This window comes from Enterobacter sp. WCHEn045836, assembly GCF_003965585.1.
Taxonomy (GTDB): domain Bacteria; phylum Pseudomonadota; class Gammaproteobacteria; order Enterobacterales; family Enterobacteriaceae; genus Enterobacter; species Enterobacter dissolvens.
In genome coordinates, this window is sequence record NZ_RXPT01000026.1 from 19,558 (window position 1) to 45,943 (window position 26,386).

Consider the following 26,386-nt stretch of genomic DNA (forward strand, 5'->3'; position numbering starts at 1 on the left):
GAGCCACGGTAATTACCGTGGCTCATTTATTTTAACCGCCCGCCAGTTTCACTTTCATCCCTTTGGCTTCAAGATGCGATTTAATGACATCGCGTTTATCACCCTGGATTTCGATTATGCCGTCTTTTACGGCACCGCCGCAGCCACATTTCTTTTTCAGTTCAGCCGCCAGCTTTGCCAGCTCTGCGTCATCCAGATCAATACCCGAGATAAGACATACGCCCTTTCCTTTACGACCGCTGGTCTGGCGCTGGATGCGAACAATCCCATCGCCTTTCGGGCGCTCCGCTTTCGCTTTCGGTTCGTCAATACGCCCGGTTTCGGTTGAATAGACCAGACGACTGTTGGAGTCCGTCATTACGCCCCCTTTTTCAGTGATGCATTGATAGCCTTAAGCGTCTCTGCCGGATTGGCAGATTGGGTCACCGGACGGCCAATGACCATGTAATCCACGCCTGCCGCCAGCGCCTGCTCAGGGGTCATAATACGGCGCTGATCGCCAGCCTCACTGCCCGCAGGACGGATACCCGGCGTGACCAGTTTGAAATTCTGGCCCAGTTCCGTTTTGAAACGCACCGCTTCCTGCGCAGAACAGACGACACCATCCAGACCGCAATTCTGGGTCAGACGGGCAAGGCGTTCTGCATGATCGGCAGGTGACAACGTCACACCCAGGTCGCGTAAGTCGTTTTCGTCCATGCTCGTCAGTACCGTTACCGCAATCAGCAATGGTGCATCCTTACCAAACGGCAGAAGCGCTTCACGCGCGGCTGTCATCATTCTCGCCCCACCCGATGCATGCACGTTGACCATCCATACACCCAACTCGGCGGCGGCGGCAACGGCGTGTGCCGTGGTGTTAGGGATATCATGGAATTTGAGGTCGAGAAAAACGTCAAAACCGCGTTGTTGCAGATCGCGCACGATTTGCGGTCCAAATAACGTGAACATCTCTTTGCCCACTTTCAGACGGCAGTCGCGAGGATCGATACCGTCGACAAAAGCCAGAGCGGCGTCACGCTTATTATAATCGAGAGCAACAACAACAGGAGAATCAGTAACTACGCGGGAAGTGGAGGAAGTAACAGACGTCATGACCAGCCCTTTTCGTCTATGGGCGCGCAGTGGCGCGGAACAGATAAACGGCGTGCATTCTACCTGTCAGCGCCACAAATTGACAGGACCGTTTTACTTCCTGCCCGGCTGGCAAACCGCACGGTGCTGAGCAGGTTTGTAAAAGCGATAAGTATGTTGTAACTAAAGTGAGTTGTTTTAAAAAATCACTGCCCATCTAGACCGCGAATGGGCTTGATGGTTGACCAGGCCCGGCATGAAGGACAGTGCCAGTAAAGCGTATAGGCGGTGAAACCACACTTCTGACAGCGGTAGCGCGGTTTGCTGCGCACCTGTTCGCCAACCATGTCACGCAGCACCATCAGGCTCTCTTTGGCGCGCCCTTCTTCTGCGTCGTTCAGATGGTAATCCATCAGCTTGTGGAAAACCCGCATTGTAGGGTGACGCTGTAGCTGACGCGTTATATAAACCTGTGCCGTGTCGCTGCCCTCATGTTGCTCAACCACGTCGGAAAGCATCAACTCTGCGGTGGCCCCGGTGTTCTCTTCCACACAGCGACGCAGGAACGCAACCCATTCATCCTGTTTATCCAGTTGCTGATAACAGGTCTGCAGCATTTCAAGGGTTTCACTGACCAGCTCTTTGTCCTGGTCAATGACGCGCAGCAGGCTTTCAACGGCTTTGGCATAGTCGCCACTCGCCATAAATACGCGCCCCATCATGATGGAAATACGCGCGCTGTTGCGATCTGCGGCGGCCCCTTTTTTCAACAACGTCATGGCTTTATCCATGTCGTCGTTCCCCATCTGCTGCAGAGCCAGTTCGCAGTAAAAATGGGCTATCTCAACGCGCTGTTTGTCTTTACCCAGCTTCACCAGACGTTCAGCGGTATCAATGGCTTTCTGCCAGTCGCTGGTGGCCTGGTAAATCTGCAATAACTGCTGTAGCGCGCCAATGCGGAAATCTGTTTCGTCCACCAACTGCGAGAACATGTCTTCGGCACGGTCATACAACCCTGCCGCCATGTAATCACGTCCCAGCTGTTGTACTGCCAGCAGACGCTGATCATAGGTCAACGAGGCGCTTTCCATGAGGGTTTGGTGAATGCGAATGGCACGGTCAACTTCGCCGCGCGAGCGAAACAGGTTGCCCAGGGTCAGGTGTGCTTCAACGGTCCCGGTGTCCTCTTTTAACATGTCGAGGAACAGATCAACCGCTTTGTCCTGCTGATTGCTCAGGAGGAAGTTCACCCCCGCAACATAGTCGCGGGAGAGTCGGTTCGCCTCATCCTGTTTTGTTTGTTGCGCACTTCTGCGGCCCATATACCAGCCATAGGCAGCGGCTACAGGCAAAAGCAGAAACAACAACTCCAGCATATTCGATTATTCCTTGACGACCGGCACACCAGAGCTTTCCGGAATGTCGGACGCAGGCGCAATTTGATGTTCGAGGCGTTTAATTTTACGTTCCGCACGCGCAAGTGAAACACGCACTTTTAACCAGAACAGGCCACAAACCAGCCAGCCAATGGCGAAGCCGGCTGCGAACAAGACCGCCAGCAGGCTTGAAACACGATACTCGCCCTGCGCCAGCAGATAGTTAAAGGTTACCTGTTGATCGTTTTGTGCACCCAATGTGACTGAAATGACAAAAATCGCCAATACCAGTAAGAAAATGAGTAAATATTTCACATTACTTCCCGTTATGTGGTTCAAGCGAATAAAGTGTGTTCAACTCACCGCAATCAGCCTTATAAACTACCATTTTAGCGACGGGCGCGAAACGGAAAAAGTGACGCGCCAGTCATGGATTTATGGGCAAAATGCGCAAAATCAACCATCAGACGCCGCTGTGCTCCCTTTCGGCGATCTCTTCTCTCTCTTCCGGCGGCGGTGTTAACGGACCGCAGAGTCGTTCAGCAAGCCAGGTTGCCAGGGTCACCAGCAGCCATGAAATGAGCGTCGCCACCACTAAATCACGTGGCCAGTGCATGCCCAGCAGTAAACGGCTCCCCATCACTCCCGTCGCCCAGACCAGCAAAATGGCGATAGTCACCGTACGACGCCGCGGCCACAGCAGCCCGACACCCAGAAGTGCCCAACTGGCGGCAAACATGGTGTGTCCGGATGGAAACGCAAAGCCGGTCTCTTTTTGCCAGTGCTTACGTAAGAATTTCGGGATATCCTGCTGTTCCGCAAGCTGTTCTTTCACCAGCGCACCACGATCTTTACGTTTTAAATTGTAGAACTCATTCACCGGAACATGATGCGTTTTTTCCAGCCAGACCACAAAAGGACGCGGTTCCTGGACATGATCTTTCACCCAGGATTTCACCCCCTGGCCTACCAGAATCGCCCCACCGAGGATAGCAAAGAGCACCAGCGCTGCGCGTAGACGAAAGCGCAGGCACCACAAAAACCAGGCGCAAAGCAATACATGAGTAATGATGCCCCAGGGTTGGGTAACGGTCTCTGTTGTCCAGTATAAGATTTTCAGCCACATGGCGTTTTGCCCGGGCTGCCACATCCAGCCTGATACCCATACGGCCAGTGGCATAATCAGTAATAGGGCTGCACCTGCTGCCGTTCGTCTGGCGATTGAAAGCATGTCTTCTCCTTTTTCGCTAAGCATCACAATCATAACTGAAATTCATCCGATGGGTGGATATGTCGGATCGTGCGTTTAACGTTCGTATAGCATGGCAGCCATTAGGCGAACTCGCTGAGCTTGTGGCAAAATGAACGGATACAGAAAGCAAAAACAGGCGAAAGACACGAAAGGTGTCAGCCTACTCTGGAGAATCACATGCAGCTTAAACGTGTGGCAGAAGCCAAACTGCCAACCCCATGGGGCGATTTCCTGATGGTGGGATTTGAAGAACTGGCTACCGGACAAGATCACGTCGCCCTGGTGTATGGCGACATTTCAGGGCAGACCCCGGTACTGTCTCGCGTTCATTCGGAATGTTTGACCGGCGATGCGTTGTTCAGCCTGCGCTGTGATTGCGGTTTCCAGCTGGAAGCAGCACTCTCTCATATTGCCGAAGAAGGCCGTGGCGTGCTGCTTTATCACCGCCAGGAAGGGCGTAATATTGGCCTGCTGAATAAAATCCGCGCCTACGCACTGCAGGATCAGGGTTACGATACGGTGGAAGCGAATCACCAGCTTGGCTTTGCCGCCGATGAGCGTGATTTCACGCTGTGTGCGGATATGTTCAAGCTGCTGGGCGTGGATGAAGTGCGACTGCTGACCAATAACCCGAAAAAGGTCGAAATTCTGACCGAGGCGGGGATCAATATCGTTGAGCGTGTACCGCTTATCGTGGGACGTAACCCGAAAAACGCGCACTACCTCGATACCAAAGCCGCCAAAATGGGGCATCTGCTGAGCGAGTGATCGCGAAATGCCCGGCCACGCGCTCGCGTACCGGGCTGGTTTCATCAATCCAGCATCTTACGAATCACGTAATGTAAAATGCCGTCGTTCTGGTAATAGGTAAGCTCTGTTGCCGTATCAATGCGGCACCGGCATTCGAGCACCTCTGTTTTACCGTCTGCACGCGTTAATTTTACTGGCACCGTTTTACCCGGCTGCAGAGTTTGCAGGCCGCTGATGTCAATCTGCTCTTCCCCGGTGAGGCCCAGCGTTTTGCGGGTGACGCCCTGCGGGAACTCAAGCGGCAGGATCCCCATTCCAATCAGGTTTGAACGGTGAATACGTTCAAACGATTCGGCAATGACAACGCGAACGCCAAGCAGACGCGGACCTTTCGCCGCCCAGTCACGGCTGGAGCCGGAACCGTATTCTTTACCGGCAATCACCGCCAGCGGCGTGCCTTCCTGCTGGTATTTGACGGCCGCGTCATAAATTGAGATCACTTCACTGCCCGGCAAATGACGGGTCATGCCCCCTTCCACTCCCGGCACCATTTCATTGCGGATACGGATATTGGCAAACGTGCCGCGCATCATCACTTCATGGTTACCACGACGTGAGCCGTAGGAGTTAAAATCCCGGCGCTCCACGCCCCGGCTCTGCAGGTAACGGCCAGCGGGACTGTCGGCTTTGATGCTTCCTGCAGGCGAGATGTGGTCCGTGGTGACGGAGTCTCCCAGCATCGCCAGAATGCGCGCGCCGTGAATATCTTTCAGCGGCGCAGGTTCAGCGAGCATCTCATCGAAGAACGGCGACAGGCGGATATAGGTCGAATCATCCTGCCAGTCGTAGGTGTCTGAACCCACGACGTCGATGGCCTTCCATTCCGGCGTACCTTCAAACACCTCCGCATACTCTTTGCGGAACATTTCGGTAGAAACTTTCTCTACGGCCAATGCAATTTCCCGGGCAGACGGCCAGATATCTTTCAGATAGACCGGATCATTCTTGCGATCGTGGCCAATCGGATCGGTGACCAGGTTGATATTCATATTCCCGGCCAGAGCGTATGCCACGACCAGCGGTGGAGACGCCAGCCAGTTGGTCTTGACCAGCGGATGAATTCGACCTTCAAAGTTACGGTTACCGGAAAGGACGGCCCCGACGGTGAGATCGCCCTGCTTAATGGCCATTTCAATCGGTTCAGGTAGCGGGCCAGAGTTACCTATGCAGGTGGTACAGCCGTACCCTACCAGGTTAAAGCCCAGTTCATCCAGATACGGTGTTAATTTGGCCTGAGCCAGGTAATCTGAAACCACTTTGGAGCCCGGCGCCAGAGAGGCTTTTACCCACGGCTGCGGTTTCAGCCCCAGCTCTACTGCTTTCTTCGCCAGGAGACCGGCCGCCATCAGCACGCTGGGGTTCGACGTGTTTGTACAGGAGGTGATGGCTGCAATGACAACCGCACCATCCGGAAGCTGATACTGATGTCCGTTCATGACATAATCGATTGGGCGGTGATCTTTTTTCGCCGTGTTGACCTCCAGTTCATTACTGGCGGCAAAGGCTTTCGGTACGTCCGTCAACGCAACCCGATCCTGTGGACGTTTTGGCCCCGCCAGGCTTGCCTCGACGGAGCCCATATCCAGTTCAAGTGTGCTGGTAAATACCGGTTCATCGCCGGGGTTGCGCCACATCCCCTGCGCTTTGGTATACGCTTCAACCAGTGCCACCTGCTCTTCGCTGCGGCCACTCAGGCGCATGTATTCGAGCGTGACATTATCGATAGGGAAAAAGCCGCAGGTGGCACCATACTCCGGTGCCATATTGGCGATGGTGGCACGGTCAGCAAGCGGCAATGAATCCAGCCCGTCACCGTAGAATTCGACAAATTTCCCTACCACGCCATGCTTACGCAGCATCTGCGTAACGGTTAGTACCAGGTCGGTGGCGGTAATGCCTTCCGACAGTTTGCCGGTAAGCTTAAAGCCCACCACATCAGGGATCAGCATCGATACCGGCTGGCCGAGCATGGCGGCTTCGGCTTCGATCCCGCCAACGCCCCAGCCCAGAACGCCCAGGCCGTTAATCATGGTGGTGTGCGAATCGGTGCCCACCAGGGTATCCGGATAGGCCACCCACTCTTTATCCTGCAATTCACTCCAGACCGCTTTGCCCAGGTATTCAAGATTCACCTGATGGCAGATACCCGTACCGGGTGGAACGACGCTAAAGCGGCTAAAGGCCTGCTGCCCCCATTTGAGGAAGACGTAGCGTTCGTGGTTACGCTCCATCTCCAGACGCACGTTTTCGCCAAAGGCATCGTCGTCACCGAAGTGGTCCACGGTGACAGAGTGGTCGATAACGAGATCAACGGGAGAAAGCGGATTCACTTTTGCCGTATCGCCACCAAGGCGCTTCACCGCTTCACGCATTGCCGCTAAGTCAACCACGGCAGGTACCCCGGTAAAGTCCTGCATCAGGACCCTTGCTGGTCGATAGGCAATTTCTCTGTCAGCATGGGCATGCTTAAGCCATCCTGCCAGCGCCTGGATATCCTCAAGGGTGACAGAATCACCATCCTGCCAGCGTAAAAGATTTTCCAGTAAAACTTTCAAGGACTTGGGTAAACGCGAAATGTCCCCAAGCGTCCTGGCTGCCAGCGGCAGGCTGTAGTAGTGCCAGGTTTTATTTTCTGCCTGTAATGTGTCCTTACTGGCTTCGCGTAGGGTTACCGACATAAGCTCCTCCTTAATTACAGAGATGTCCTGACAATCATCAGGGCTGTAATTAAAGATAACACAAAGATGTCGTAACGTTTTGATAACAACCCGAAATGATAAATCCAGGAATGTTCCCGTTCAGGGGGTAAAACAAAAAACCCCGCCGAAGCGAGGTTTTACGATTTAGTGGAAGGCCAGCCAGATAAGCTGAGACCAGAACAGAATCGACGCGGAAAAAACGCCGAGCCATGACCAGTATTTCATAGACATCATGTTATTCATCATAGGGACACCAGGCATTATTATTAAAGGTTCCGAGGTCTGTCCTCAGTTCAATATTGCTGATGTGTATTTATTAAAGAGTACAAAAGCATTGAGCCGTTATTCAGACTATTTGCATCATTACGCAATTTACTAAATTATTGTTTTTTGGGTTCGTCTTCTGCGAACACATCAATAAACGCTTGCTGCTGCGGCGTCAGTTTCCAGGACGCGGGTACGGCTGTGGCAGGTGCTTTGCGCACTTTGTGGCCGCTGTCACGAAGCTGACACATCTGTTTAACTGTTTCTGTACGTACCGTCACTGCCATATTCAACCCCAATAGTTCCAGGCCAGGAGAGCAACCACCACCCAAAACAGGGCGGAGACGAGAAAGACCGCCAGCCAGGCTTTACGCTTGAGCGCTGGATCCCTTTGCGGTTCTTCACTTCCTGAAGGCATTGCTAACCTCATACAATCGATATCGCTTATCATTTAGAGACCAAACAATTGGTACAATTAATCATCTGTTGAGATAAATCCTAAAGAAACTTTAGCCGAAAAGCCAGTGAATTTACGTATCTATTGATGGGAAATATTCATTCTTTTGACCAGAAATAAATATTTGAAAGGAAATATTTGCGAAGCTAAAAATTAGTTCTACTTTTGTCGCCAATTCACGACATTATAACCTTACTGATTAAATGGTTAATGACATTATATGGCAGGAAACTGCAGATGATGATAATTCTAATTTAGCTTTGAGAGGTTATTTCGGTATCTTTCCTGGAGGGAAAGATACCGGGAGTGATTATTTTGCCGGAAGTTTGATGTCTTTAAACATCTCTTCGATATCTTCATTTGAACGTAATGCCACGGCCGTGTCGACGACATCACGCGTTAAATGTGGGGCAAAGCGCTGAATAAAATCATACATATAGCTACGCAGGAAGGTGCTACGGCGGAAGCCAATCTTGGTGGTGCTATGGCTGAAAATATCGTGCGCATCAAGACGGACGAGGTCAGGGTCTGACACCGGATCGACCGCCATGCTGGCAATCACGCCCACCCCCAGTCCAAGCCGAACATAGGTCTTAATAACGTCAGCATCCGTTGCGGTAAAGACGATACGCGGCGTTAGTCCTGCCCGGTTAAAAGCCGTATCAAGCTCAGACCGCCCGGTGAAGCCAAAGGTATAGGTCACTAAAGGATACTGTGCCAGCTCTTCAATCGTCACCGACCCCTTGCCCGCCAGCGGGTGATCGGGCGTCACAACAATTGAGCGGTTCCAGTGGTAGCACGGGAGCATCACCAGATCGTCATACAGGTGAAGGGCTTCCGTCGCGATAGCAAAGTCCGCATTGCCCTTCGATACCGCCTCAGCGATTTGCGTTGGCGAGCCCTGATGCATATGGAGAGAAACTCGCGGATAGCGTTCAATAAAGCCCTTGATGACGCCCGGTAGTGCATAACGCGCCTGGGTATGGGTGGTGGCAATATACAGCGAGCCTTTATCCGGCCAGGTATGCTCCCCCGCCACGGATTTTATGGCATCGACTTTAGAAAGGACTTCCCGCGCGATGCGGATAATCTCCTGCCCCGCGGGCGTCACCTGGGTGAGGTGTTTACCGCTACGAGCAAAAATCTGAATACCTAACTCATCTTCCAGCATGCGGACCTGCTTGCTGATGCCCGGCTGGGAGGTATATAGCCCCTCAGCGGTAGAAGAGACGTTAAGGTTGTGATTTACCACCTCAACGATATAACGAAGCTGCTGTAATTTCATGCCAGACCATCCGATTTAGCGCACGCGGTCAATCGCTTAAGACGATTTGATAATAAAAAAAGGGTTAACTATAACCACTATATCATTTATAGCCTGACTGTATAGTACGGAACAAAAAATAATAACAAGGTAATAAAAAAGGGCCGGAAGCCCGGCCCTTTAACAGGTAAGTTACGGTAAGGAAAGATTATTTCTTGCCTTCAACCCATTTGCCATCAACAAAGAATGCTGACCAGCCGGTTGCCTTACCCTCTTTCTCCGCCGCAACATACTGCTGCTTCGTTTTACGGCTAAAACGCACAACGGTTTTATTGCCTTCAGGATCCTGCTGTGGCGCATCGGCCAGATAGCGCAGTTTCTCAGGCAGGCGGTCGCGGAAACGGTACAACTCTTCCACCAGTGGCGCACGGGTTTCGCGCGATTTCGGGAAGGTGTTTGCCGCCAGGAACACGCCGGCAGCACCATCACGCAGCACGAAGTAAGCGTCGGACTTCTCGCACGGCAACTCTGGCAGCGGAACCGGATCTTCCTTCGGCGGCGCGACTTCACCGTTACGCAGGATTTTACGCGTATTCTTACACTCGTCGTTGGTACAGGCCATGTACTTACCGAAGCGCCCCATTTTCAGGTGCATTTCAGAACCGCACTTCTCACACTCAACGATCGGGCCATCGTAGCCTTTAATGCGGAACTCACCCTCTTCGATCTCATATCCATCACAGGTCGGGTTATTACCGCAGACGTGCAATTTACGTTTTGGATCGATGAGGTAGCTGTCCATCGCGGTGCCGCATTTCTTACAGCGACGTTTGGCACGCAGGGCGTTGGTTTCCGCATCATCACCTTCCAGCACGTTGAGCACTTCGTTCTCAGGTACCAGGTTAATGGTGGTTTTGCAGCGTTCTTTCGGCGGCAGCGCGTAACCAGAACAACCCAGGAAAACGCCCGTGGTCGCAGTACGGATCCCCATTTTACGGCCGCAGGTTGGGCAGTCGATGCTGGTCAGGACCATCTGATTCGGCAGCATGCCGCCCTCTTCAGGGTCTTTTTCGGCTTTTTCAAGCTGGTTGGTAAAGTCGCTGAAGAAGCTGTCGAGAACCTTTTTCCACTCAGCCTGGTGGCTGGCAACCTGATCGAGGCTGTCCTCCATTTGCGCGGTGAAGTCGTAGTTCATCAGTTCGCGGAAGTTGGCTTCCAGGCGGTCAGTGACGATCTCGCCCATTTTTTCCGCATAGAAACGACGGTTTTCAACACGAACGTAACCGCGGTCCTGAATGGTCGAAATAATCGACGCATAGGTGGAAGGACGGCCGATACCGCGTTTTTCCAGCTCTTTAACCAGAGACGCTTCGCTGAAACGCGCAGGCGGCTTGGTGAAGTGCTGGGCAGGCACGAGGTCGACCAGAGAGAGCTCATCCCCTTTGTTTACCGCAGGCAGCGTTCTGTCTTCATCACCCTTACGCAGCGCAGGCATCACTTTCGTCCAGCCATCGAAGCGCAGGATACGGCCACGCGCTTTCAGGCGGAAATCACCCGCGCCTACAGTCAGCGTGGTGGAGTCATACTGTGCAGGCGTCATCTGACAGGCCACGAACTGACGCCAGATGAGCTGATACAGCTTCTGGGCATCCGTTTCCATATCTTTCAGCGATTCGGCTAACACGGAGACGTCAGAAGGACGAATCGCTTCGTGCGCTTCCTGTGAGTTCTCCTTGCTGGCGTACTGGTTTTCACTCGCTGGCAGGTATTTCTTGCCGAAGTTGTCACTGATGTAGCCGCGCACCATGTTGACGGCATCCTGACTCAGGTTAGTCGAGTCAGTACGCATGTAGGTGATATAACCAGCCTCATAGAGACGCTGGGCCATCATCATGGTTTTCTTCACGCCATAACCCAGGCGCGTGCTCGCCGCCTGTTGCAGCGTAGACGTAATAAACGGCGCGCCAGGTTTGCTGCTGGTCGGTTTGTCTTCACGCTCAAGAACCTGATAGCGTGCTTTTTCCAGCAGCGCCACGGCAGCCATGGTCTGGTCACGGTTTTCTGGACGGAACGGTTTGTCATTCTGATGACTCACCTGCAGCGGTAGTGCATCTCCGCCTGGCGTGGTGACATTGGCATCCACTTCCCAGAACTCTTCCGGGACGAAGGCTTTAATTTCACGCTCACGCTCAACAACAAGACGCACGGCAACGGACTGCACACGCCCTGCGGACAGGCCGCGGGCAATCTTTTTCCACAGCAGTGGAGAAACCATGTAGCCCACAACGCGGTCCATGAAACGGCGTGCCTGCTGCGCGTTAACACGGTCAATGTTCAGTTCACCCGGCTTCTCAAACGCCTGACGAATCGCATTCTTTGTAATTTCGTTAAACACTACACGGCTGTAGCGTTTGTCATCACCCCCGATCACTTCCCGCAGGTGCCAGGCAATGGCTTCCCCTTCGCGGTCAAGGTCGGTTGCGAGATAGATGTGGTCTGCTTTTTCAGCAAGCTGCTTCAGCTCGTTAACGACTTTTTCTTTGCCGGGCAGCACTTCATAGTGTGCATCCCAGTTATGCCATGGGTTAACACCCATGCGGTTGACAAGCGCGCTACGTTCATCCTTTTTAGGCTTTTTAGCCCCTTTGGTGGAGGTAGAGTCTGCGCTCTTTTTGCTGGCTGAGCCACTGGTCGGCAAATCGCGGATGTGACCGACGCTGGACTTAACCACGTAGTCATTACCCAGATACTTATTGATCGTTTTGGCTTTTGCCGGGGACTCAACGATGACGAGAGCTTTACCCATATTCACCTTTACCTAATTTAATTCTTCCAGGAATACGCCGCATGTTGATTTCCCTTCCGCTGACGACGAGCCATTGATATTGCGACTGCGTCAGGGGATATCAACCCCTTTGTCTTACTGAACGTCAAAGCGTTAACGCCCAGGTGATTGAGTTATCGGGTATTTTTCTCACATCGGATGTAATTCGTGACGAATTCCCGCTTGAATGTCAAGCAATTCTGTTGCCAGAATGACGAAAGCGCACACTCTACCTGATAAAATTCGTTACGCAACTTTATTAGCATGCAAAAGCAAATCCCGCCAGCCAGGTCACCGCGCCTTACCCCCTCACATTACAGGGAAAATTTGCCCCCAAAGCGCCCCGGGCGTAGACTATTGTCACTGTTTAAGGAGTGGATTATGCAGAATACAACCCAACCGATTGATCGAGCCTCATTGCTTATCGAAGCAAATAAGCTGATTCGTGACCATGAAGACACCCTGGCGGGCATTGAAGCGACCGGCGTGGAACAACGTAACGGCGTGCTGGTATTCAGCGGCGAATACTTCCTTGACGAACAAGGGTTACCTACCCCGAAAAGCACCGCCGTGTTCAATATGTTTAAATACCTGGCGCACACGCTTTCAGAGAAATATCACCTGGTCGATTAACGTAAAACGCGAGGCACTGGCCTCGCGTTTTTGTTTACAGCAACGGTTTTTGTCCGCGTTGCAACCAGCGGAGCAGCAGGCGATCCGCGCTTTCCGCTGCGCTATTCGTAAAGCGGTCAAGCAGTCGCTTACGCTGGGTAAAGCGCACGCCAACCAGTTCACGCCCTTCCATCAGATTCAACAGCAGGTCGTCACTGGTGCCCACTTCATCCACCAGCCCTTTTTCCTGCGCCTGCGTACCGTACCAGTGCTCACCTGTTGCCACCTGCTCAATATCAAGCGCCGGGCGCATACGGTGCACAAAGTCTTTAAAGAGGTGATGGGTTTCATTGAGATCTTCACGGAATTTCTGACGTCCTTCTTCCGTGTTCTCCCCCAGCAGCGTCAGGGTACGTTTGTACTGACCCGCCGTATGTAATTCAATGTCGATCTCTTTGCTTTTCAGGAAGCGGTTAAAGTTCGGGATTTGCGCCACCACCCCGATGGAGCCAATAATAGAAAACGGCACCGCGACAATTTTGTCCGCCACGCAGGCCATCATATAACCGCCGCTCGCTGCGACTTTATCCACCGCAACCGTCAGCGGGATCTGTTTTTCACGCAGACGCTGTAGCTGCGAAGCCGCCAGCCCATAACCATGAACGACCCCACCCGGACTCTCGAGACGCACAACCACCTGATCCTGCGGTTTAGCCACGGCAAGCACAGCGGTGACTTCTTCACGCAGGGAGGCAACTTCATGGGCATCCATACTGCCTTTAAAATCGAGCACGTAGACGCGTGGTTTAGCCTTTTCCTGCGCCGCATTAAGCTTCGCTTTCGCTTTTGCCGCTTTGGCGTCCTGTTTATGCTTTTTCTTCTGCGCTTTGTGCCACAGTTTCTGTTGATGACTATCAAGCAGAGCCAGCGACATCTCTTCCTGCATCTCTTGATACTGTTCGCTCAGGCGGGTAATGCGTAACTCACCACGCTGACGTTTGCGCTGCGTCAGGTTGACAACCAGAACGGCAACCACCGCAATGGCAATCACCACCGTCGCGATTTTTGCCAAAAACAACCCATATTGAGAAAGTAATTCCACGCGTTCCACCTTGATTTAACCACGAATCTTTCACGGCAGTGTACAACAGCCCTGCCCATGCGTCTCGCTCGTGACATTACCTCTGCGAGCCGTCTTCAGGAATCCCCCGATTCTGGTTTAAATATTTGCAAATTGTTAATTTCACAGCAATGCGTCCTGTAGACTGATTGAATTCTCATGCTAATTCGGGCATAAAGCCGAAAAGTCATAAAAGAAGGCGTCTTTGAGTTACTGTGCGCCAGGGAGTCACCGTGCATTATCAACCGCAAAAAAATCTGCTGCAGAACCGCATCATTCTTGTCACCGGTGCCAGCGATGGAATTGGTCGCGAAGCGGCACTCACGTACGCTGAATATGGCGCAAGCGTCATTCTTATTGGCCGTAACGAAGAAAAACTGAAAGGTGTGGCTCAGGAGATTGAAGCCGCAGGCGGCTCTTCCGCCCGCTGGTATACGCTCGATTTGCTCACCTGCACACCCGCAACATGTCAGGAACTTGCCCAACGTATCAGCACCCACTACCCACGGCTGGATGGCGTACTGCACAATGCCGGCTTGCTTGGGGAGGTTCGCCCAATGGATGAACAGGATCCTGAGATTTGGCAGCAGGTCATGCAGGTCAATATCAACGGAACGTTTTTCCTGACCCAGGCACTGCTTCCTTTATTACTTAACTCTGATTCCGGCTCACTGGTGTTCACCTCCTCGAGCGTAGGACGCGAAGGTCGCGCAAACTGGGGGGCGTATGCCGTCTCAAAATTCGCGACCGAAGGGATGATGCAGGTGCTGGCGGAAGAGTACCAAAGCCGTCATCTGCGTGTGAACTGCATTAACCCAGGCGGAACGCGAACCAAAATGCGCGCCAGCGCCTTCCCGACGGAAGATCCACAGAAGCTAAAAACGCCGGCAGATATCATGCCACTCTATCTCTGGCTGATGGGCGATGACAGCCGCCGCAAAACCGGGATGACCTTTGATGCCCAGCCAGGCCGTAAACCCGGGATTTCGCAATGAGTGAAGAACGTCATCAGCAGCGCCAGCAGCGCCTGAAAGAACAGGTTGATGCCCGTGTTGCCGCTGCGCAGGACGAGCGCGGGATTATCATCGTGTTTACCGGCAACGGCAAAGGCAAAACCACCGCCGCGTTTGGCACGGCCACGCGCGCCGTAGGACACGGCCAGAAAGTGGGCGTGATTCAGTTCATTAAAGGCGAATGGCCCAACGGTGAACGTAATTTACTCGAACCGCTCGGGGTTGAATTCCAGGTAATGGCAACAGGATTTACGTGGGATACACAGAACCGGGAGACTGACACAGCCGCCTGTCTCGCGGTCTGGGAGCATGCCAAACGAATGCTGGCGGATCCCACGCTAAACATGGTGCTGCTGGATGAGCTCACCTACATGGTCGCCTACGACTATCTGCCGCTGGACGCCGTGCTGGAGGCGTTGAAGAACCGCCCGGCGCATCAGACGGTGATCGTCACGGGGCGAGGTTGTCATCGGGAGATTCTGGAGCTGGCAGATACCGTCAGCGAATTGCGCCCGGTGAAACATGCTTTTGATGCCGGTATCAAAGCGCAAATCGGTATTGATTACTAAGAAAAAAGCCCGGCGATGTTAGCCGGGCTTTTATTTTTAACCGTTGTTATTACGGCTGCCAGAGCGGCGATTGTTGCTCACCTGGCTGTGACGTTTCACCGCACGGCGGATCTGGTTCGCCTTCATGCGACGACGATCTTTCTCTACCGCCACTTTTGAGGTGGTTTCTGGCGTCAGGCCAACCAGCTCACGCAAGTAGTTGGTCTGGGTCAGGTCCAGTTCGGTATACCCACCGCGTGGTAAACCTTTTGGCAGCAGAATGTCGCCATAGCGAACACGGATCAGACGGCTAACCTGCACACCCACCGCTTCCCACAGACGACGAACCTCACGGTTACGGCCTTCGGTCAGGGTGACGTTGTACCACTGGTTGATGCCTTCGCCGCCGGTAAATTTGATCGTTTTGAACGCCGCAGGGCCGTCTTCCAGTTGGACGCCACGCGACAGGTCGCGCAGTTTGTTCTCATCAACCTGGCCAAACACGCGCACGGCGTATTCGCGTTCCACTTCACGGCTTGGGTGCATCAGACGGTTTGCCAGCTCACCATCCGTCGTGAACAACAGCAGACCGCAGGTGTTCACATCCAGACGGCCAACGGCAATCCAGCGTGCGCCACGCAGTTTAGGCAGACGGTCAAATACCGTCGGACGCCCTTCAGGGTCGTTACGCGTACACAGCTCACCTTCCGGCTTGTAGTACGCAAGCACGCGGCAGATCTGTTCAGCAGATTCTTTGACCGAGATAAGATGACCGTCGATACGGATCTTAAGCCCCGGAACGATTTCTACGCGGTCACCCAGCGTGGCGATTTTACCGTCCACACTCACGCGGCCGGCTTCAATAATGGCTTCGATTTCACGGCGTGAGCCGTGGCCGGCACGCGCCAGCACTTTCTGTAACTTCTCGCTCATTGAGCTTCCTCAGGTGTCGCCTTCACAGGCGTCGAATCAGGTCAAACCAGGGCCATGCCCCGATTTGATGGCCGCGTAGTATAGCTGCTTACACCCTTACAAGAAAGGCTTAACATCACCCACACCTTCACGAATCACTTCCGGTGCATCTTCAGTTAAGTCGACCACTGTGGTCGGCTGTTGGCCAAGATAGCCACCGTGAATAATCAGTTCAACCACCTTCTCCAGACGATCTTTAATCTCTTCCGGATCGGACTCGGTGAATTCACTGCCGGGCAGCATCAGCGAGGTCGATAGCATCGGCTCGCCAAGGGTTTCCAGCAAGGCCTGGGCAATCGGGTTAGAGGGTACGCGCATCCCGATGGTTTTGCGCTTTTCCTGCAACAGACGGCGTGGAACTTCCTTCGTCCCTTTCAGGATGAAGGTGTAGTTGCCCGGCGTGTTATTTTTAATCAGACGAAATGCCACGTTATCAACATAAGCATAGGTCGACAATTCGGACAGGTCGCGACACATCAGGGTAAAGTTGTGGCCGTCCGGCAACTGGCGAATGCGGCAAATACGCTCCATCGCCCCTTTATCTTCAATCTTGCAGCCCAGAGCGTAACCCGAATCGGTCGGGTAGACGATAACGCCACCTTTTCGCACGATCTCCACGGCCTGATTAATCAGACGCGGCTGCGGGTTATCCGGATGAATATAGAAAAACTGACTCATACTTCCCTCTCTTCAAGTTGCTGTGGCTGTTCCCAGAGCTGCCAGACAGGATCGACGCCTGCGGGTAACCAGAGCTTACGTCCCAGTTCGATCCACGCACAGGGCTGATGAAAATCTGAGCCTTGTGACGCCAGCAAACCGAACTGACGCGCGTAGGTCGCAAGCTGCGAACGCTCGTTGGGCGCCTGCTGACACTGGGCGACTTCCATCGCCTCGCCACCGCATTCGGCAAAATGCGCCAGCAGTCTTTTCAGCCATTTAGCAGAAAGATTATACCGCCCCGGATGGGCCAGCACGGCCTTACCGCCAGAATGATGAATCACATCAATAGCTTGTTTTATTGTACACCACTGTGGCGGAACGTATCCGGTTTTCCCGCGAGCCAGATAGCGTTTAAAGACATCCGCTATCGTCGTCGCCTTGCCCGCGTCCACCAGAAAACGGGCAAAATGGCCGCGCGTCACCGCACCACCGTTCGCCAGCTTTTGCGCACCTTCAAGTGCGCCCGGAATATGCGCCTTTTCAAGACGCTCACCGATCATTGCTGCACGCTGATTGCGGCGCGTTTTTTGTTCTTGCAAAAACGCACACATTACCGGATGGTCTATATCGATATTCAGGCCAACAATATGAATTTCATGATTCTCCCAGACGGTCGATATCTCGACGCCGGGAACCAGATTGAGCGCCAGACCGCTGCGGGCAATCTCAGCGCGCGCAGCCGGAATCGCATCGGTTGTATCGTGATCGGTTATGGCCAGCGTGCCGACACGCATCTCAACGGCACGATGAACCAACGCTTCGGGCGTCAGCAGACCATCAGAAGCCTGGGTATGGCTGTGTAAATCATAAATTACGGCGTAGGTGGTATCGCTCAAAGCACTTCCCGTCACAGGTTAAAGACATCTTAAAAGCCCATGATACCGACTTGCCACGAAATTCTGAAATCAAGGGTTGACAACACGCCATCGAACTAGTTAACTAGTACGCAAGTTCACACGAGAAAGGTATCTGAAAATGACTGCACATTTTACTCTGCATGGTTGGTGGCGCACTTCCTGACTTTCGGGCAGTGTCACACGTCTGCGTACAGCAAACAGATACCCGCCCGCTCACCAGCGGGCTTTTTTTTGAACAGAATAAATGAGAACAACATAATGCAAACAGCCAAACCACACCTCGAATTGCTGACCAGCGAGGCGGCCTATCGCCACAACCCAACCGCACTGTTTCATCAGGTCTGCGGTGCGCGTCCAGCCACGTTGTTGCTGGAGTCCGCTGATATCGACAGCAAAGACGATCTCAAGAGCCTGCTGTTGGTCGACAGCGCACTGCGCATTACCGCGCTAGGTGACACTGTCACTATCAGGGCGTTGTCAGACAACGGTGCGGCCCTGCTGCCATTGCTGGATGCGAGCCTGCCTGCTGGTATCCAGAATGAACACCATCCGGAAATGCGGGTTCTGCACTTCCCGCCGGTGAGCCAGTTGCTGGACGAAGACGCGCGCCTTTGCTCTCTTTCCGTTTTTGATGCCTTCCGCCTGCTGCAAAATCTGGTCACCGTGCCGGAAGACGAACGCGAAGCAATGTTCTTCGGCGGGCTGTTTGCCTACGACCTGGTAGCCGGCTTCGAAGATTTACCGGAGATCGAACAGGGTAACCGCTGCCCGGACTACTGCTTCTATCTGGCCGAAACCTTACTGGTGATCGACCACCAGAAAAAATACACCCGTATTCAGGCAAGCCTCTTCACGCCATCAGCAACGGAGAAAAAACGTCTTGAGCAGCGTATTGCGCAGTTACAGCTGCAAATGACTGAAGCGCCGCCTGAGTTGCCTGTACAGCGCGTCGAGAAGATGACCTGCGATGTTAATCAGAGCGACGATCAGTACGGTGCCGTGGTTCGCCAGATGCAAAAAGCGATTCGCGCCGGAGAAATTTTCCAGGTGGTTCCGTCCCGTCGTTTCTCTCTGCCCTGCCCGTCGCCGCTGGCGGCCTATGAGGTGTTGAAAAAGAGCAACCCAAGCCCGTACATGTTCTTTATGCAGGACAACGATTTCACCCTGTTTGGTGCGTCGCCAGAAAGCTCACTGAAATATGACGCTACCAGCCGCCAGATTGAGATCTACCCGATTGCCGGAACCCGGCCACGCGGCCATCGCGCCGATGGAACACTGGATCGCGATCTCGACAGCCGTATCGAGCTGGAGATGCGTACCGACCATAAAGAGCTCTCCGAGCATCTGATGCTGGTAGACCTGGCCCGTAACGACCTGGCACGCATTTGTACCCCAGGGAGCCGCTACGTGGCGGATTTAACCAAAGTTGATCGTTACTCGTTTGTCATGCATCTGGTGTCCCGCGTGGTGGGCGAACTGCGCAGCGACCTCGACGTGCTCCACGCCTACCGCGCCTGTATGAACATGGGTACGCTGAGCGGCGCGCCGAAAGTCCGTGCTATGCAACTGATTGCTGCAGCTGAAGGACGCCGTCGCGGAAGCTACGGCGGTGCAGTGGGATATTTCACCGCCCACGGCGATCTGGATACCTGCATTGTGATCCGCTCCGCCTACGTCGAAGACGGTATCGCCACCGTGCAGGCGGGCGCAGGCATTGTTCTTGATTCTGTTCCGCAGTCTGAAGCTGACGAAACCCGCAGTAAAGCCCGCGCGGTATTGCGCGCCATTGCTACCGCACATCACGCACAGGAGACTTTCTGATGGCTGACATTCTGCTGCTCGATAACATCGACTCTTTTACCTATAACCTGGCAGATCAGCTGCGTGCGAATGGTCATAACGTCGTTATCTATCGTAACCATGTTCCGGCACAGAAGCTGATAGACCGTCTGGCAACCATGCAAAACCCGGTGCTGATGCTCTCCCCTGGCCCCGGAGCCCCCAGCGAAGCAGGCTGTATGCCGGAGCTGCTGACCCGTATGCGCGGTAAACTGCCGATTATCGGCATCTGCCTGGGTCACCAGGCGATAGTGGAAGCCTATGGCGGCTACGTGGGTCAGGCAGGCGAAATTCTGCATGGCAAAGCCTCCAGCATTGAACATGACGGCCAGGCGATGTTTGCCGGGCTGCCGAATCCACTGCCGGTTGCGCGTTACCACTCGCTGGTAGGCAGTAACATCCCTGCCGGCCTGACCATTAACGCCTCGTTTGAAGGGATGGTGATGGCCGTGCGCCACGATGCGGATCGCGTCTGCGGCATGCAGTTCCATCCGGAGTCGATTCTCACGACCCACGGCGCGCGTCTGCTGGAGCAGACGCTGGACTGGGCGTTGCAGAAACTGGAGCAGACCAACACGCTGCAACCGATTCTTGAAAAACTGTATCAGGCGCAGACCCTGAGCCAGCAGGAGAGCCACCAGCTCTTCTCCGCCGTGGTTCGCGGTGAGCTGAAACCTGAACAGCTGGCGGCCGCGCTGGTAAGCATGAAAGTGCGCGGCGAAAGCCCGCAAGAAATTGCCGGTGCCGCCACGGCCCTGCTGGAAAATGCCGCCCCCTTCCCACGCCCGGATTATCAGTTCGCGGATATCGTCGGCACCGGGGGAGATGGCAGCAACAGCATCAATATCTCCACCGCCAGCGCCTTCGTGGCCGCAGCGTGTGGCCTGAAAGTGGCGAAACACGGTAACCGCAGCGTCTCCAGCCGCTCGGGGTCATCCGATTTGCTGGCTGCCTTCGGTATTAACCTGGATATGAACGCCGAACGCTCCCGTGAAGCGCTGGACGATTTGGGCGTCTGCTTCCTGTTTGCGCCGAAGTATCACACTGGTTTCCGCCACGCGATGCCGGTTCGCCAGCAGCTTAAAACGCGCACGCTGTTTAACGTGCTGGGGCCACTGATCAACCCGGCTCATCCGCCGCTGGCACTGATCGGCGTTTACAGCCCGGAGCTGGTCCTGCCGATTGCAGAAACCCTGCGCGTGCTCGGTTATCAGCGCGCGGCAGTGGTTCACAGCGGGGGGATGGATGAAGTGTCGCTTCACGCGCCAACCCTGGTCGCGGAACTGCGCGACGGCGAGATCCTGAGCTACCAGCTTGAAGCCGCTGACTTTGGTTTAACGCCATATCACCAGGAGGCACTGGCAGGCGGCACGCCAGAAGAAAACCGTGACATTCTCACGCGCTTATTACAAGGTAAGGGAGAGGTCGCCCATGAGGCTGCCGTGGCAGCCAACGTCGCCATGCTGATGCGATTGCACGGCGAGGAGGACCTCAAAGCCAACGCACAAAAAGTTCTGGACGTACTGCGCTCTGGTGCAGCTTACGATCGCGTTACCGCACTTGCGGCAAGAGGGTAAAGAATGCAGACCGTTTTAGCGAAAATCGTTGCCGATAAGGCCATCTGGGTGGAAGCCCGCAAAGCGCAGCAACCGCTTGCCAGTTTTCAGAACGACGTCGTCCCAAGTAGCCGTCGTTTCTATGATGCCCTGCAGGGCGCGCGCACCGCATTTATTCTTGAGTGCAAAAAAGCGTCCCCATCGAAAGGCGTTATCCGCGAGGATTTCGATCCGGCGCGTATTGCCGGCATTTATAAGCATCATGCGTCCGCGATCTCCGTGCTGACGGATGAGAAATATTTCCAGGGCAGCTTTGATTTTCTGCCTGTGGTCAGCGGCATCGCGCCGCAACCGATTCTGTGCAAAGACTTTATTATCGACCCGTATCAGATCTGGCTGGCGCGTTTTTACCAGGCTGACGCCTGCCTGCTGATGCTCTCGGTGCTCGACGATGAGCAGTATCGCCAGCTGGCTGCGGTAGCACACAGCCTCAACATGGGCGTGCTGACCGAGGTGAGCAACGAAGAGGAGCTGGAGCGCGCTATTGCACTGCAGGCCAAAGTGGTTGGGATCAATAACCGCGATCTGCGCGATCTGTCAATTGACCTGAACCGTACGCGCCAGCTGGCACCGCGTCTGGGTTCTGGCGTGACCGTTATCAGTGAATCCGGGATCAACAGCTACGCCCAGGTGCGCGAACTGAGCCACTTCGCCAACGGTTTCCTGATTGGCTCCGCGATGATGGCACATGACGATCTCAATGCCGCAGTGCGTCGCGTGTTGTTGGGTGAAAACAAAGTGTGCGGCTTAACCCGCGAACAGGATGCCTAGGCCGCCTATGAGGCGGGGGCTATTTACGGCGGGCTGATCTTTGTGGACTCCTCACCGCGTGCGGTGAGCGATGAGCAGGCACGCAAGGTGATCGCGGCCGCCCCACTCAGCTATGTGGGCGTCTTCCGTAACGCTGATATTGCTGACGTGGCGGCAAAAGCCGAAGCGTTATCCCTGAGCGCAGTACAGTTGCACGGTGATGAAGATCAGGCGTACATCGATGCCCTGCGTGCCGTGCTGGCTCCTCAAGTTCAGATCTGGAAAGCGCAGAGCGTCGGCAGTGCCCTCCCCGCGCGTAACCTGAATCATGTTGATAAATACGTGCTCGATAACGGCCAGGGCGGTACAGGCCAGCGTTTTGACTGGTCACTGCTGAACGGTGAAGTGCTGGACAATGTCCTGCTGGCGGGTGGACTTAGCCCGGATAACTGTGTGGAAGCAGCCAAAACCGGCTGCGCAGGCCTCGATTTCAATTCAGGCGTAGAGTCGCAACCGGGCATCAAAGATGCCAGTAAGCTGGCCTCGGTATTCAAAACTCTGCGTGCATATTAAGGAAGAAAAAATGACGACATTACTAAACCCGTATTTTGGTGAGTTCGGTGGAATGTACGTTCCGCAGATCCTGATGCCCGCGCTGCGCCAGCTTGAAGAAGCGTTTGTGAGCGCACAGAAAGACCCAGCGTTTCAGGCTGAATTTACTGACCTGCTGAAAAACTACGCGGGACGTCCAACGGCGTTGACCAAATGCCGTAACCTGACCGCTGGCACCAAAACCACGCTGTACCTCAAGCGTGAAGACCTGCTGCACGGTGGCGCGCATAAAACCAACCAGGTGTTAGGACAGGCGCTGCTGGCAAAACGGATGGGCAAAACCGAGATCATCGCCGAAACCGGTGCGGGTCAACACGGTGTGGCATCGGCACTGGCCAGCGCCCTGCTCGGCCTGAAATGCCGCATCTATATGGGAGCGAAAGACGTTGAGCGTCAGTCTCCAAACGTGTTCCGTATGCGTCTGATGGGTGCAGAAGTGATCCCGGTGCACAGTGGTTCAGCCACGCTGAAAGATGCCTGTAACGAAGCGCTGCGCGACTGGTCTGGCAGCTATGAAACCGCGCACTACATGCTTGGCACGGCCGCTGGCCCACACCCGTTCCCGACTATCGTGCGTGAATTCCAGCGCATGATTGGTGAAGAGACCAAAGCCCAGATCCTTGAAAAAGAAGGTCGTCTGCCGGATGCGGTGATCGCCTGCGTGGGCGGGGGATCAAACGCTATCGGGATGTTCGCTGATTTTATCGACGAAACCCGTGTTGGTCTGATTGGCGTGGAGCCTGCTGGTCACGGGATTGAAACCGGTGAGCACGGCGCACCGCTGAAACATGGCCGCGTGGGGATCTACTTCGGCATGAAAGCGCCGATGATGCAGACCGATGAGGGCCAGATTGAAGAGTCGTACTCTATCTCTGCCGGTCTGGACTTCCCGTCCGTCGGGCCACAGCATGCGTTCCTGAATAGCACCGGACGCGCGGACTACGTCTCCATTACCGATGACGAAGCGCTGGACGCGTTTAAGACGCTGTGTCGTAACGAAGGGATCATCCCGGCGCTGGAGTCCTCGCATGCCCTGGCGCACGCGCTGAAAATGATGAAAGCAAATCCGGAAAAAGAGCAACTGCTGGTCGTTAACCTTTCCGGTCGCGGTGACAAAGATATCTTCACCGTTCACGATATTCTGAAAGCACGAGGGGAAATCTGATGGAACGCTATGATAACGCATTTGCACAACTGAAATCCCGCCAGGAAGGCGCGTTCGTTCCCTTCGTCACCCTGGGCGATCCGGGCCCGGAGCAGTCGCTAAAAATTATCGACGCCCTGATAGAAGCCGGTGCGGATGCGCTGGAGCTGGGGATCCCTTTCTCTGATCCTCTGGCGGATGGCCCGACCATTCAAAACGCCACCCTGCGTGCCTTTGCCGCGGGTGTGACTCCAACGCAGTGTTTTGAGATGCTGGCCGCGATCCGTCAGAAGCACCCGACCATTCCGATTGGCCTGCTGATGTATGCCAACCTGGTCTTTAACCGCGGAATCGACGAATTTTATGCCGAGTGCGCGCGGGTCGGCGTTGACTCCGTGCTGGTGGCCGACGTCCCGGTTGAAGAGTCTGCACCATTCCGCCAGGCGGCTATGCGTCACAACGTAGCGCCGATTTTCATCTGCCCGCCAAACGCGGATGACGAACTGCTGCGCCAGATTGCCTCTTACGGCCGTGGTTACACCTACCTGCTCTCCCGTGCGGGCGTGACGGGTGCAGAGAACAAAGCCGCGCTGCCGCTGCACCATCTGTTAGAAAAACTGGCTGAATACCACGCAGCACCTCCGCTGCAGGGATTCGGGATTTCATCCCCGGATCAGGTTACGGCGGCAATTGACGCAAAAGCGGCAGGCGCGATCTCCGGCTCTGCTATCGTCAAAATCATTGAGAAGAACGTGGACAAGCCCGAGCAGATGCTGACTGAACTCAAAGCATTTGTTACGGCGATGAAAGCCGCAACGCGTAAAGCATGACCCTTCCACCGTCTGGCGACTCAGCCAGACGGTCTTCCTCTTATATTCCCGCTATCACTTAAGCGTTACGCCAAAATTGATCCCATCGATATTTTCGGCGTGAATGGCTTTTCAAACCTTGCCGTAAGCGTATGATTTGGTCTCTTTTCAGCTTTAAACCTTCTGAGTTCAGAGGCTTACTCATGTCATGGCAATACTTCAAACAGACTTACCTGGTTAAGTTCTGGTCACCTGTACCGGCCGTCATCGCGGCGGGGATCCTTTCCACCTACTATTTCGGCATTACCGGCACCTTCTGGGCCGTGACCGGCGAGTTCACCCGCTGGGGTGGACAACTGCTGCAACTCGCGGGCGTGCATACCGAAGAGTGGGGTTACTTTAAGCTCATTCGCCTGGATGGCACACCGCTGACCCGCATCGACGGTATGATGATTATCGGCATGTTCGGGGGCTGTTTTGCCGCCGCGCTGTGGGCTAACAACGTTAAGTTGCGAATGCCTAAAAGCCGGATACGCGTTATGCAGGCGATTGTCGGCGGCATGATTGCCGGGTTCGGCGCCCGTCTGGCGATGGGGTGTAACCTGGCCGCTTTCTTTACCGGCATTCCACAGTTTTCGCTGCACGCCTGGTTTTTTGCTGTCGCCACGGCGATTGGCTCGTACTTTGGCGCTAAGTTTACCCTTCTGCCGCTGTTCCGCATTCCGGTCAAAATGGTGAAGGTCAGCGCTGCCTCGCCGCTGACGCAAAAGCCTTCGCAGGCGCGTCGTCGTTTTCGTCTCGGCATGCTGGTCTTTTTCGCCATGGTCGCCTGGGCGCTCTGTACGGCGCTCAACCAGCCTAAGCTGGGCCTGGCCATGCTGTTCGGTGTCGGTTTCGGCCTGCTGATAGAACGTGCGCAGATCTGCTTCACCTCGGCGTTTCGCGATATGTGGATCACCGGCCGTACGATGATGGCCAAAGCGATTATTGCGGGTATGGCGGTAAGCGCCATTGGCATCTTCAGCTATGTGCAGCTGGGTGTTGAGCCGAAAATCATGTGGGCTGGTCCGAACGCGGTGATTGGCGGCCTGCTGTTTGGCTTCGGAATTGTACTGGCTGGCGGGTGTGAAACCGGCTGGATGTACCGCGCAGTTGAAGGTCAGGTGCATTACTGGTGGGTAGGTCTGGGGAACGTTATCGGCTCCACCCTGCTGGCCTGGTACTGGGACGATTTGTCCCCGGTGCTGGCCACGAACTGGGACAAGGTGAATCTGCTCAGCACGTTTGGCCCGCTCGGCGGGCTGCTGGTGACCTACGTCCTGCTGCTGGTCGCTTTTTTACTGGTTGTCGCGCAAGAGAAACGTTTCTTCCGCCGTGCCACGGTTAAACCTGAACCCCAGGAGAATGCAGCATGAAAGAGATTGTGCCTGACTACCGCCTTGATATGGTCGGTGAACCGTGTCCTTACCCCGCTGTCGCCACGCTTGAAGCGCTCCCGCAGCTTCAAAAAGGGGAAATTCTGGAAGTGGTGAGCGACTGCCCGCAGTCCATCAACAACATTCCTCTGGATGCCAAAAACCACGGCTACACCGTACTGGATATTCAGCAGGATGGCCCGACCATTCGCTATCTTATCCAGAAGTAAACCGCCAGGTGACGGGGGCTTCACCCCCGTCAAAAAAGCTGCCTCATCTCCCATTTTAATGGCAAGCACAGCGCCATTAATAATGGCAGCACTACACTTAAAGTGGATA

At 54.5% G+C, this 26,386-nt stretch carries 26 protein-coding genes, 1 pseudogene and 1 other annotated feature; of the genes and pseudogenes, 12 read left to right on the forward strand and 15 right to left on the reverse strand.

The features are described from left to right. Positions 1 to 31: 31 nt before the first annotated feature. The 5 genes from yciH to pgpB all read right to left on the reverse strand — a co-directional run bounded on the left by yciH (position 32) and on the right by pgpB (position 3,681). Positions 32 to 358 (reverse strand): stress response translation initiation inhibitor YciH, encoded by a 327-nt coding sequence (gene yciH, locus EKN38_RS23735; protein WP_014832216.1) that lies wholly within the window; start codon positions 356 to 358, stop codon positions 32 to 34. Further along, positions 358 to 1,095 carry an orotidine-5'-phosphate decarboxylase gene (gene pyrF, locus EKN38_RS23740; RefSeq protein WP_014832217.1) on the reverse strand — a complete coding sequence of 246 codons (738 nt, stop codon included), beginning with the start codon at positions 1,093 to 1,095 and terminating at the stop codon, positions 358 to 360. The genes yciH and pyrF overlap by 1 nt, the downstream gene beginning before the upstream one ends. A 185-nt stretch (positions 1,096 to 1,280) precedes the next feature. Further along, complete coding sequence (gene lapB / locus EKN38_RS23745; protein ID WP_014832218.1) at positions 1,281 to 2,450, reverse strand: lipopolysaccharide assembly protein LapB; 1,170 nt, start codon at positions 2,448 to 2,450, stop codon at positions 1,281 to 1,283. 6 nt (positions 2,451 to 2,456) lie between these two features. Continuing rightward, positions 2,457 to 2,765, reverse strand: coding sequence for a LapA family protein (locus EKN38_RS23750; RefSeq protein ID WP_013096374.1), 309 nt, complete (start codon positions 2,763 to 2,765; stop codon positions 2,457 to 2,459). Between the two features lie 148 nt (positions 2,766 to 2,913). Beyond that, positions 2,914 to 3,681 carry a phosphatidylglycerophosphatase B gene (pgpB, locus tag EKN38_RS23755; protein WP_014832219.1) on the reverse strand — a complete coding sequence of 256 codons (768 nt, stop codon included), beginning with the start codon at positions 3,679 to 3,681 and terminating at the stop codon, positions 2,914 to 2,916. Positions 3,682 to 3,879: 198 nt separating this feature from the next. Between pgpB and ribA the strand changes: the two genes are divergently transcribed. Further along, positions 3,880 to 4,470 carry a GTP cyclohydrolase II gene (ribA, locus tag EKN38_RS23760; RefSeq protein ID WP_013096372.1) on the forward strand — a complete coding sequence of 197 codons (591 nt, stop codon included), beginning with the start codon at positions 3,880 to 3,882 and terminating at the stop codon, positions 4,468 to 4,470. Positions 4,471 to 4,514: 44 nt separating this feature from the next. Here the strand turns inward: ribA and acnA are convergent, their stop codons facing one another. The 6 genes from acnA to topA all read right to left on the reverse strand — a co-directional run bounded on the left by acnA (position 4,515) and on the right by topA (position 12,002). Continuing rightward, positions 4,515 to 7,190, reverse strand: coding sequence for an aconitate hydratase AcnA (gene acnA, locus EKN38_RS23765; RefSeq protein WP_014832220.1), 2,676 nt, complete (start codon positions 7,188 to 7,190; stop codon positions 4,515 to 4,517). Positions 7,191 to 7,355: 165 nt separating this feature from the next. Then, complete coding sequence (gene ymiC, locus EKN38_RS26105; RefSeq protein WP_014832221.1) at positions 7,356 to 7,454, reverse strand: small membrane protein YmiC; 99 nt, start codon at positions 7,452 to 7,454, stop codon at positions 7,356 to 7,358. 137 nt (positions 7,455 to 7,591) lie between these two features. Beyond that, the gene (locus EKN38_RS26110; RefSeq protein ID WP_072095078.1) at positions 7,592 to 7,726 is read right to left on the reverse strand and encodes a hypothetical protein; all 135 of its coding nucleotides are present in this window, start codon (positions 7,724 to 7,726) and stop codon (positions 7,592 to 7,594) included. 38 nt (positions 7,727 to 7,764) lie between these two features. Then, positions 7,765 to 7,905, reverse strand: a complete 141-nt coding sequence (locus EKN38_RS23770) for a YmiA family putative membrane protein (protein ID WP_216595843.1) — start codon at positions 7,903 to 7,905, stop codon at positions 7,765 to 7,767. Between the two features lie 337 nt (positions 7,906 to 8,242). After that, positions 8,243 to 9,217, reverse strand: coding sequence for an HTH-type transcriptional regulator CysB (gene cysB, locus EKN38_RS23775; protein WP_006175683.1), 975 nt, complete (start codon positions 9,215 to 9,217; stop codon positions 8,243 to 8,245). A 187-nt stretch (positions 9,218 to 9,404) separates the two neighbouring features. Then, complete coding sequence (topA, locus tag EKN38_RS23780; RefSeq protein ID WP_014832223.1) at positions 9,405 to 12,002, reverse strand: type I DNA topoisomerase; 2,598 nt, start codon at positions 12,000 to 12,002, stop codon at positions 9,405 to 9,407. Positions 12,003 to 12,401: 399 nt separating this feature from the next. Here topA and EKN38_RS23785 point away from each other — a divergent pair, with 399 nt between their 5' ends. Further along, positions 12,402 to 12,653, forward strand: a complete 252-nt coding sequence (locus tag EKN38_RS23785) for a YciN family protein (RefSeq protein ID WP_003856804.1) — start codon at positions 12,402 to 12,404, stop codon at positions 12,651 to 12,653. Positions 12,654 to 12,687: 34 nt separating this feature from the next. Here the strand turns inward: EKN38_RS23785 and sohB are convergent, their stop codons facing one another. Continuing rightward, positions 12,688 to 13,734 carry a protease SohB gene (sohB, locus tag EKN38_RS23790; protein WP_126522924.1) on the reverse strand — a complete coding sequence of 349 codons (1,047 nt, stop codon included), beginning with the start codon at positions 13,732 to 13,734 and terminating at the stop codon, positions 12,688 to 12,690. Between the two features lie 251 nt (positions 13,735 to 13,985). Here sohB and EKN38_RS23795 point away from each other — a divergent pair, with 251 nt between their 5' ends. Together EKN38_RS23795 and cobO are read left to right on the forward strand one after the other, a co-directional pair. Then, positions 13,986 to 14,747, forward strand: coding sequence for a YciK family oxidoreductase (locus EKN38_RS23795; protein ID WP_014832225.1), 762 nt, complete (start codon positions 13,986 to 13,988; stop codon positions 14,745 to 14,747). Then, the gene (gene cobO / locus EKN38_RS23800; RefSeq protein ID WP_014832226.1) at positions 14,744 to 15,334 is read left to right on the forward strand and encodes a cob(I)yrinic acid a,c-diamide adenosyltransferase; all 591 of its coding nucleotides are present in this window, start codon (positions 14,744 to 14,746) and stop codon (positions 15,332 to 15,334) included. Before EKN38_RS23795 ends, cobO begins: the two co-directional genes overlap by 4 nt. Before the next feature lie 36 nt (positions 15,335 to 15,370). On the opposite strand, the gene rluB is transcribed toward cobO, so the two are convergent. From rluB to rnm, 3 genes are all read right to left on the reverse strand, one after another. Then, entirely contained in the window at positions 15,371 to 16,246 is an 876-nt protein-coding gene (gene rluB / locus EKN38_RS23805) for a 23S rRNA pseudouridine(2605) synthase RluB (protein WP_014832227.1), read from the reverse strand. A gap of 96 nt (positions 16,247 to 16,342) precedes the next feature. After that, positions 16,343 to 16,963 carry an L-threonylcarbamoyladenylate synthase gene (locus EKN38_RS23810; protein WP_003856793.1) on the reverse strand — a complete coding sequence of 207 codons (621 nt, stop codon included), beginning with the start codon at positions 16,961 to 16,963 and terminating at the stop codon, positions 16,343 to 16,345. After that, on the reverse strand, positions 16,960 to 17,841 hold the full coding sequence (rnm, locus tag EKN38_RS23815; protein ID WP_014832228.1) for an RNase RNM: 882 nt from the start codon (positions 17,839 to 17,841) through the stop codon (positions 16,960 to 16,962). Before rnm ends, EKN38_RS23810 begins: the two co-directional genes overlap by 4 nt. A 139-nt stretch (positions 17,842 to 17,980) precedes the next feature. Between rnm and trpL the strand changes: the two genes are divergently transcribed. From trpL to yedF, 8 genes and pseudogenes are all read left to right on the forward strand, one after another. After that, positions 17,981 to 18,025: a trp operon leader peptide gene (trpL, locus tag EKN38_RS26285; protein WP_106993556.1), complete on the forward strand. Its 45-nt coding sequence runs from the start codon at positions 17,981 to 17,983 to the stop codon at positions 18,023 to 18,025. Next, positions 18,002 to 18,095: a sequence feature (Trp leader region), on the forward strand. Its footprint overlaps the gene before it by 24 nt. 25 nt (positions 18,096 to 18,120) lie before the next feature. Beyond that, entirely contained in the window at positions 18,121 to 19,683 is a 1,563-nt protein-coding gene (locus tag EKN38_RS23825; RefSeq protein WP_126522926.1) for an anthranilate synthase component 1, read from the forward strand. After that, positions 19,683 to 21,278 carry a bifunctional anthranilate synthase glutamate amidotransferase component TrpG/anthranilate phosphoribosyltransferase TrpD gene (gene trpD / locus EKN38_RS23830; RefSeq protein ID WP_014832230.1) on the forward strand — a complete coding sequence of 532 codons (1,596 nt, stop codon included), beginning with the start codon at positions 19,683 to 19,685 and terminating at the stop codon, positions 21,276 to 21,278. The genes EKN38_RS23825 and trpD overlap by 1 nt, the downstream gene beginning before the upstream one ends. A 3-nt stretch (positions 21,279 to 21,281) precedes the next feature. After that, positions 21,282 to 22,640: pseudogene (trpCF, locus tag EKN38_RS23835) on the forward strand (bifunctional indole-3-glycerol-phosphate synthase TrpC/phosphoribosylanthranilate isomerase TrpF). Between the two features lie 10 nt (positions 22,641 to 22,650). Continuing rightward, positions 22,651 to 23,844 (forward strand): tryptophan synthase subunit beta, encoded by a 1,194-nt coding sequence (trpB, locus tag EKN38_RS23840; protein WP_014832232.1) that lies wholly within the window; start codon positions 22,651 to 22,653, stop codon positions 23,842 to 23,844. Then, a complete protein-coding gene (gene trpA / locus EKN38_RS23845; RefSeq protein WP_014832233.1) occupies positions 23,844 to 24,653 on the forward strand; it encodes a tryptophan synthase subunit alpha in 810 nt (269 codons plus the stop codon). The genes trpB and trpA overlap by 1 nt, the downstream gene beginning before the upstream one ends. Positions 24,654 to 24,835: 182 nt before the next feature. Beyond that, entirely contained in the window at positions 24,836 to 26,047 is a 1,212-nt protein-coding gene (gene yedE, locus EKN38_RS23850; RefSeq protein ID WP_014832234.1) for a selenium metabolism membrane protein YedE/FdhT, read from the forward strand. Beyond that, complete coding sequence (gene yedF, locus EKN38_RS23855; RefSeq protein WP_013096288.1) at positions 26,044 to 26,277, forward strand: sulfurtransferase-like selenium metabolism protein YedF; 234 nt, start codon at positions 26,044 to 26,046, stop codon at positions 26,275 to 26,277. The genes yedE and yedF overlap by 4 nt, the downstream gene beginning before the upstream one ends. Positions 26,278 to 26,386: the final 109 nt, after the last annotated feature.

Bases quoted from the DNA above. Each gene is read 5' to 3' on its own strand.
- lapB (WP_014832218.1), bottom strand. From the start codon at position 2,450: ATGCTGGAGTTGTTGTTTCTGCTTTTGCCTGTAGCCGCTGCCTATGGC.
- pgpB (WP_014832219.1), bottom strand. From the start codon at position 3,681: ATGCTTTCAATCGCCAGACGAACGGCAGCAGGTGCAGCCCTATTACTG.
- EKN38_RS23770 (WP_216595843.1), bottom strand. From the start codon at position 7,905: ATGAGGTTAGCAATGCCTTCAGGAAGTGAAGAACCGCAAAGGGATCCA.
- EKN38_RS26110 (WP_072095078.1), bottom strand. From the start codon at position 7,726: ATGTGTCAGCTTCGTGACAGCGGCCACAAAGTGCGCAAAGCACCTGCC.
- EKN38_RS23810 (WP_003856793.1), bottom strand. From the start codon at position 16,963: ATGAGTCAGTTTTTCTATATTCATCCGGATAACCCGCAGCCGCGTCTG.
- ymiC (WP_014832221.1), bottom strand. From the start codon at position 7,454: ATGAATAACATGATGTCTATGAAATACTGGTCATGGCTCGGCGTTTTT.
- cysB (WP_006175683.1), bottom strand. From the start codon at position 9,217: ATGAAATTACAGCAGCTTCGTTATATCGTTGAGGTGGTAAATCACAAC.
- trpD (WP_014832230.1), top strand. From the start codon at position 19,683: ATGGCTGACATTCTGCTGCTCGATAACATCGACTCTTTTACCTATAAC.
- pyrF (WP_014832217.1), bottom strand. From the start codon at position 1,095: ATGACGTCTGTTACTTCCTCCACTTCCCGCGTAGTTACTGATTCTCCT.
- trpA (WP_014832233.1), top strand. From the start codon at position 23,844: ATGGAACGCTATGATAACGCATTTGCACAACTGAAATCCCGCCAGGAA.
- EKN38_RS23825 (WP_126522926.1), top strand. From the start codon at position 18,121: ATGCAAACAGCCAAACCACACCTCGAATTGCTGACCAGCGAGGCGGCC.
- ribA (WP_013096372.1), top strand. From the start codon at position 3,880: ATGCAGCTTAAACGTGTGGCAGAAGCCAAACTGCCAACCCCATGGGGC.
- yedE (WP_014832234.1), top strand. From the start codon at position 24,836: ATGTCATGGCAATACTTCAAACAGACTTACCTGGTTAAGTTCTGGTCA.
- yciH (WP_014832216.1), bottom strand. From the start codon at position 358: ATGACGGACTCCAACAGTCGTCTGGTCTATTCAACCGAAACCGGGCGT.
- EKN38_RS23785 (WP_003856804.1), top strand. From the start codon at position 12,402: ATGCAGAATACAACCCAACCGATTGATCGAGCCTCATTGCTTATCGAA.
- cobO (WP_014832226.1), top strand. From the start codon at position 14,744: ATGAGTGAAGAACGTCATCAGCAGCGCCAGCAGCGCCTGAAAGAACAG.
- trpB (WP_014832232.1), top strand. From the start codon at position 22,651: ATGACGACATTACTAAACCCGTATTTTGGTGAGTTCGGTGGAATGTAC.
- rluB (WP_014832227.1), bottom strand. From the start codon at position 16,246: ATGAGCGAGAAGTTACAGAAAGTGCTGGCGCGTGCCGGCCACGGCTCA.
- acnA (WP_014832220.1), bottom strand. From the start codon at position 7,190: ATGTCGGTAACCCTACGCGAAGCCAGTAAGGACACATTACAGGCAGAA.
- yedF (WP_013096288.1), top strand. From the start codon at position 26,044: ATGAAAGAGATTGTGCCTGACTACCGCCTTGATATGGTCGGTGAACCG.
- topA (WP_014832223.1), bottom strand. From the start codon at position 12,002: ATGGGTAAAGCTCTCGTCATCGTTGAGTCCCCGGCAAAAGCCAAAACG.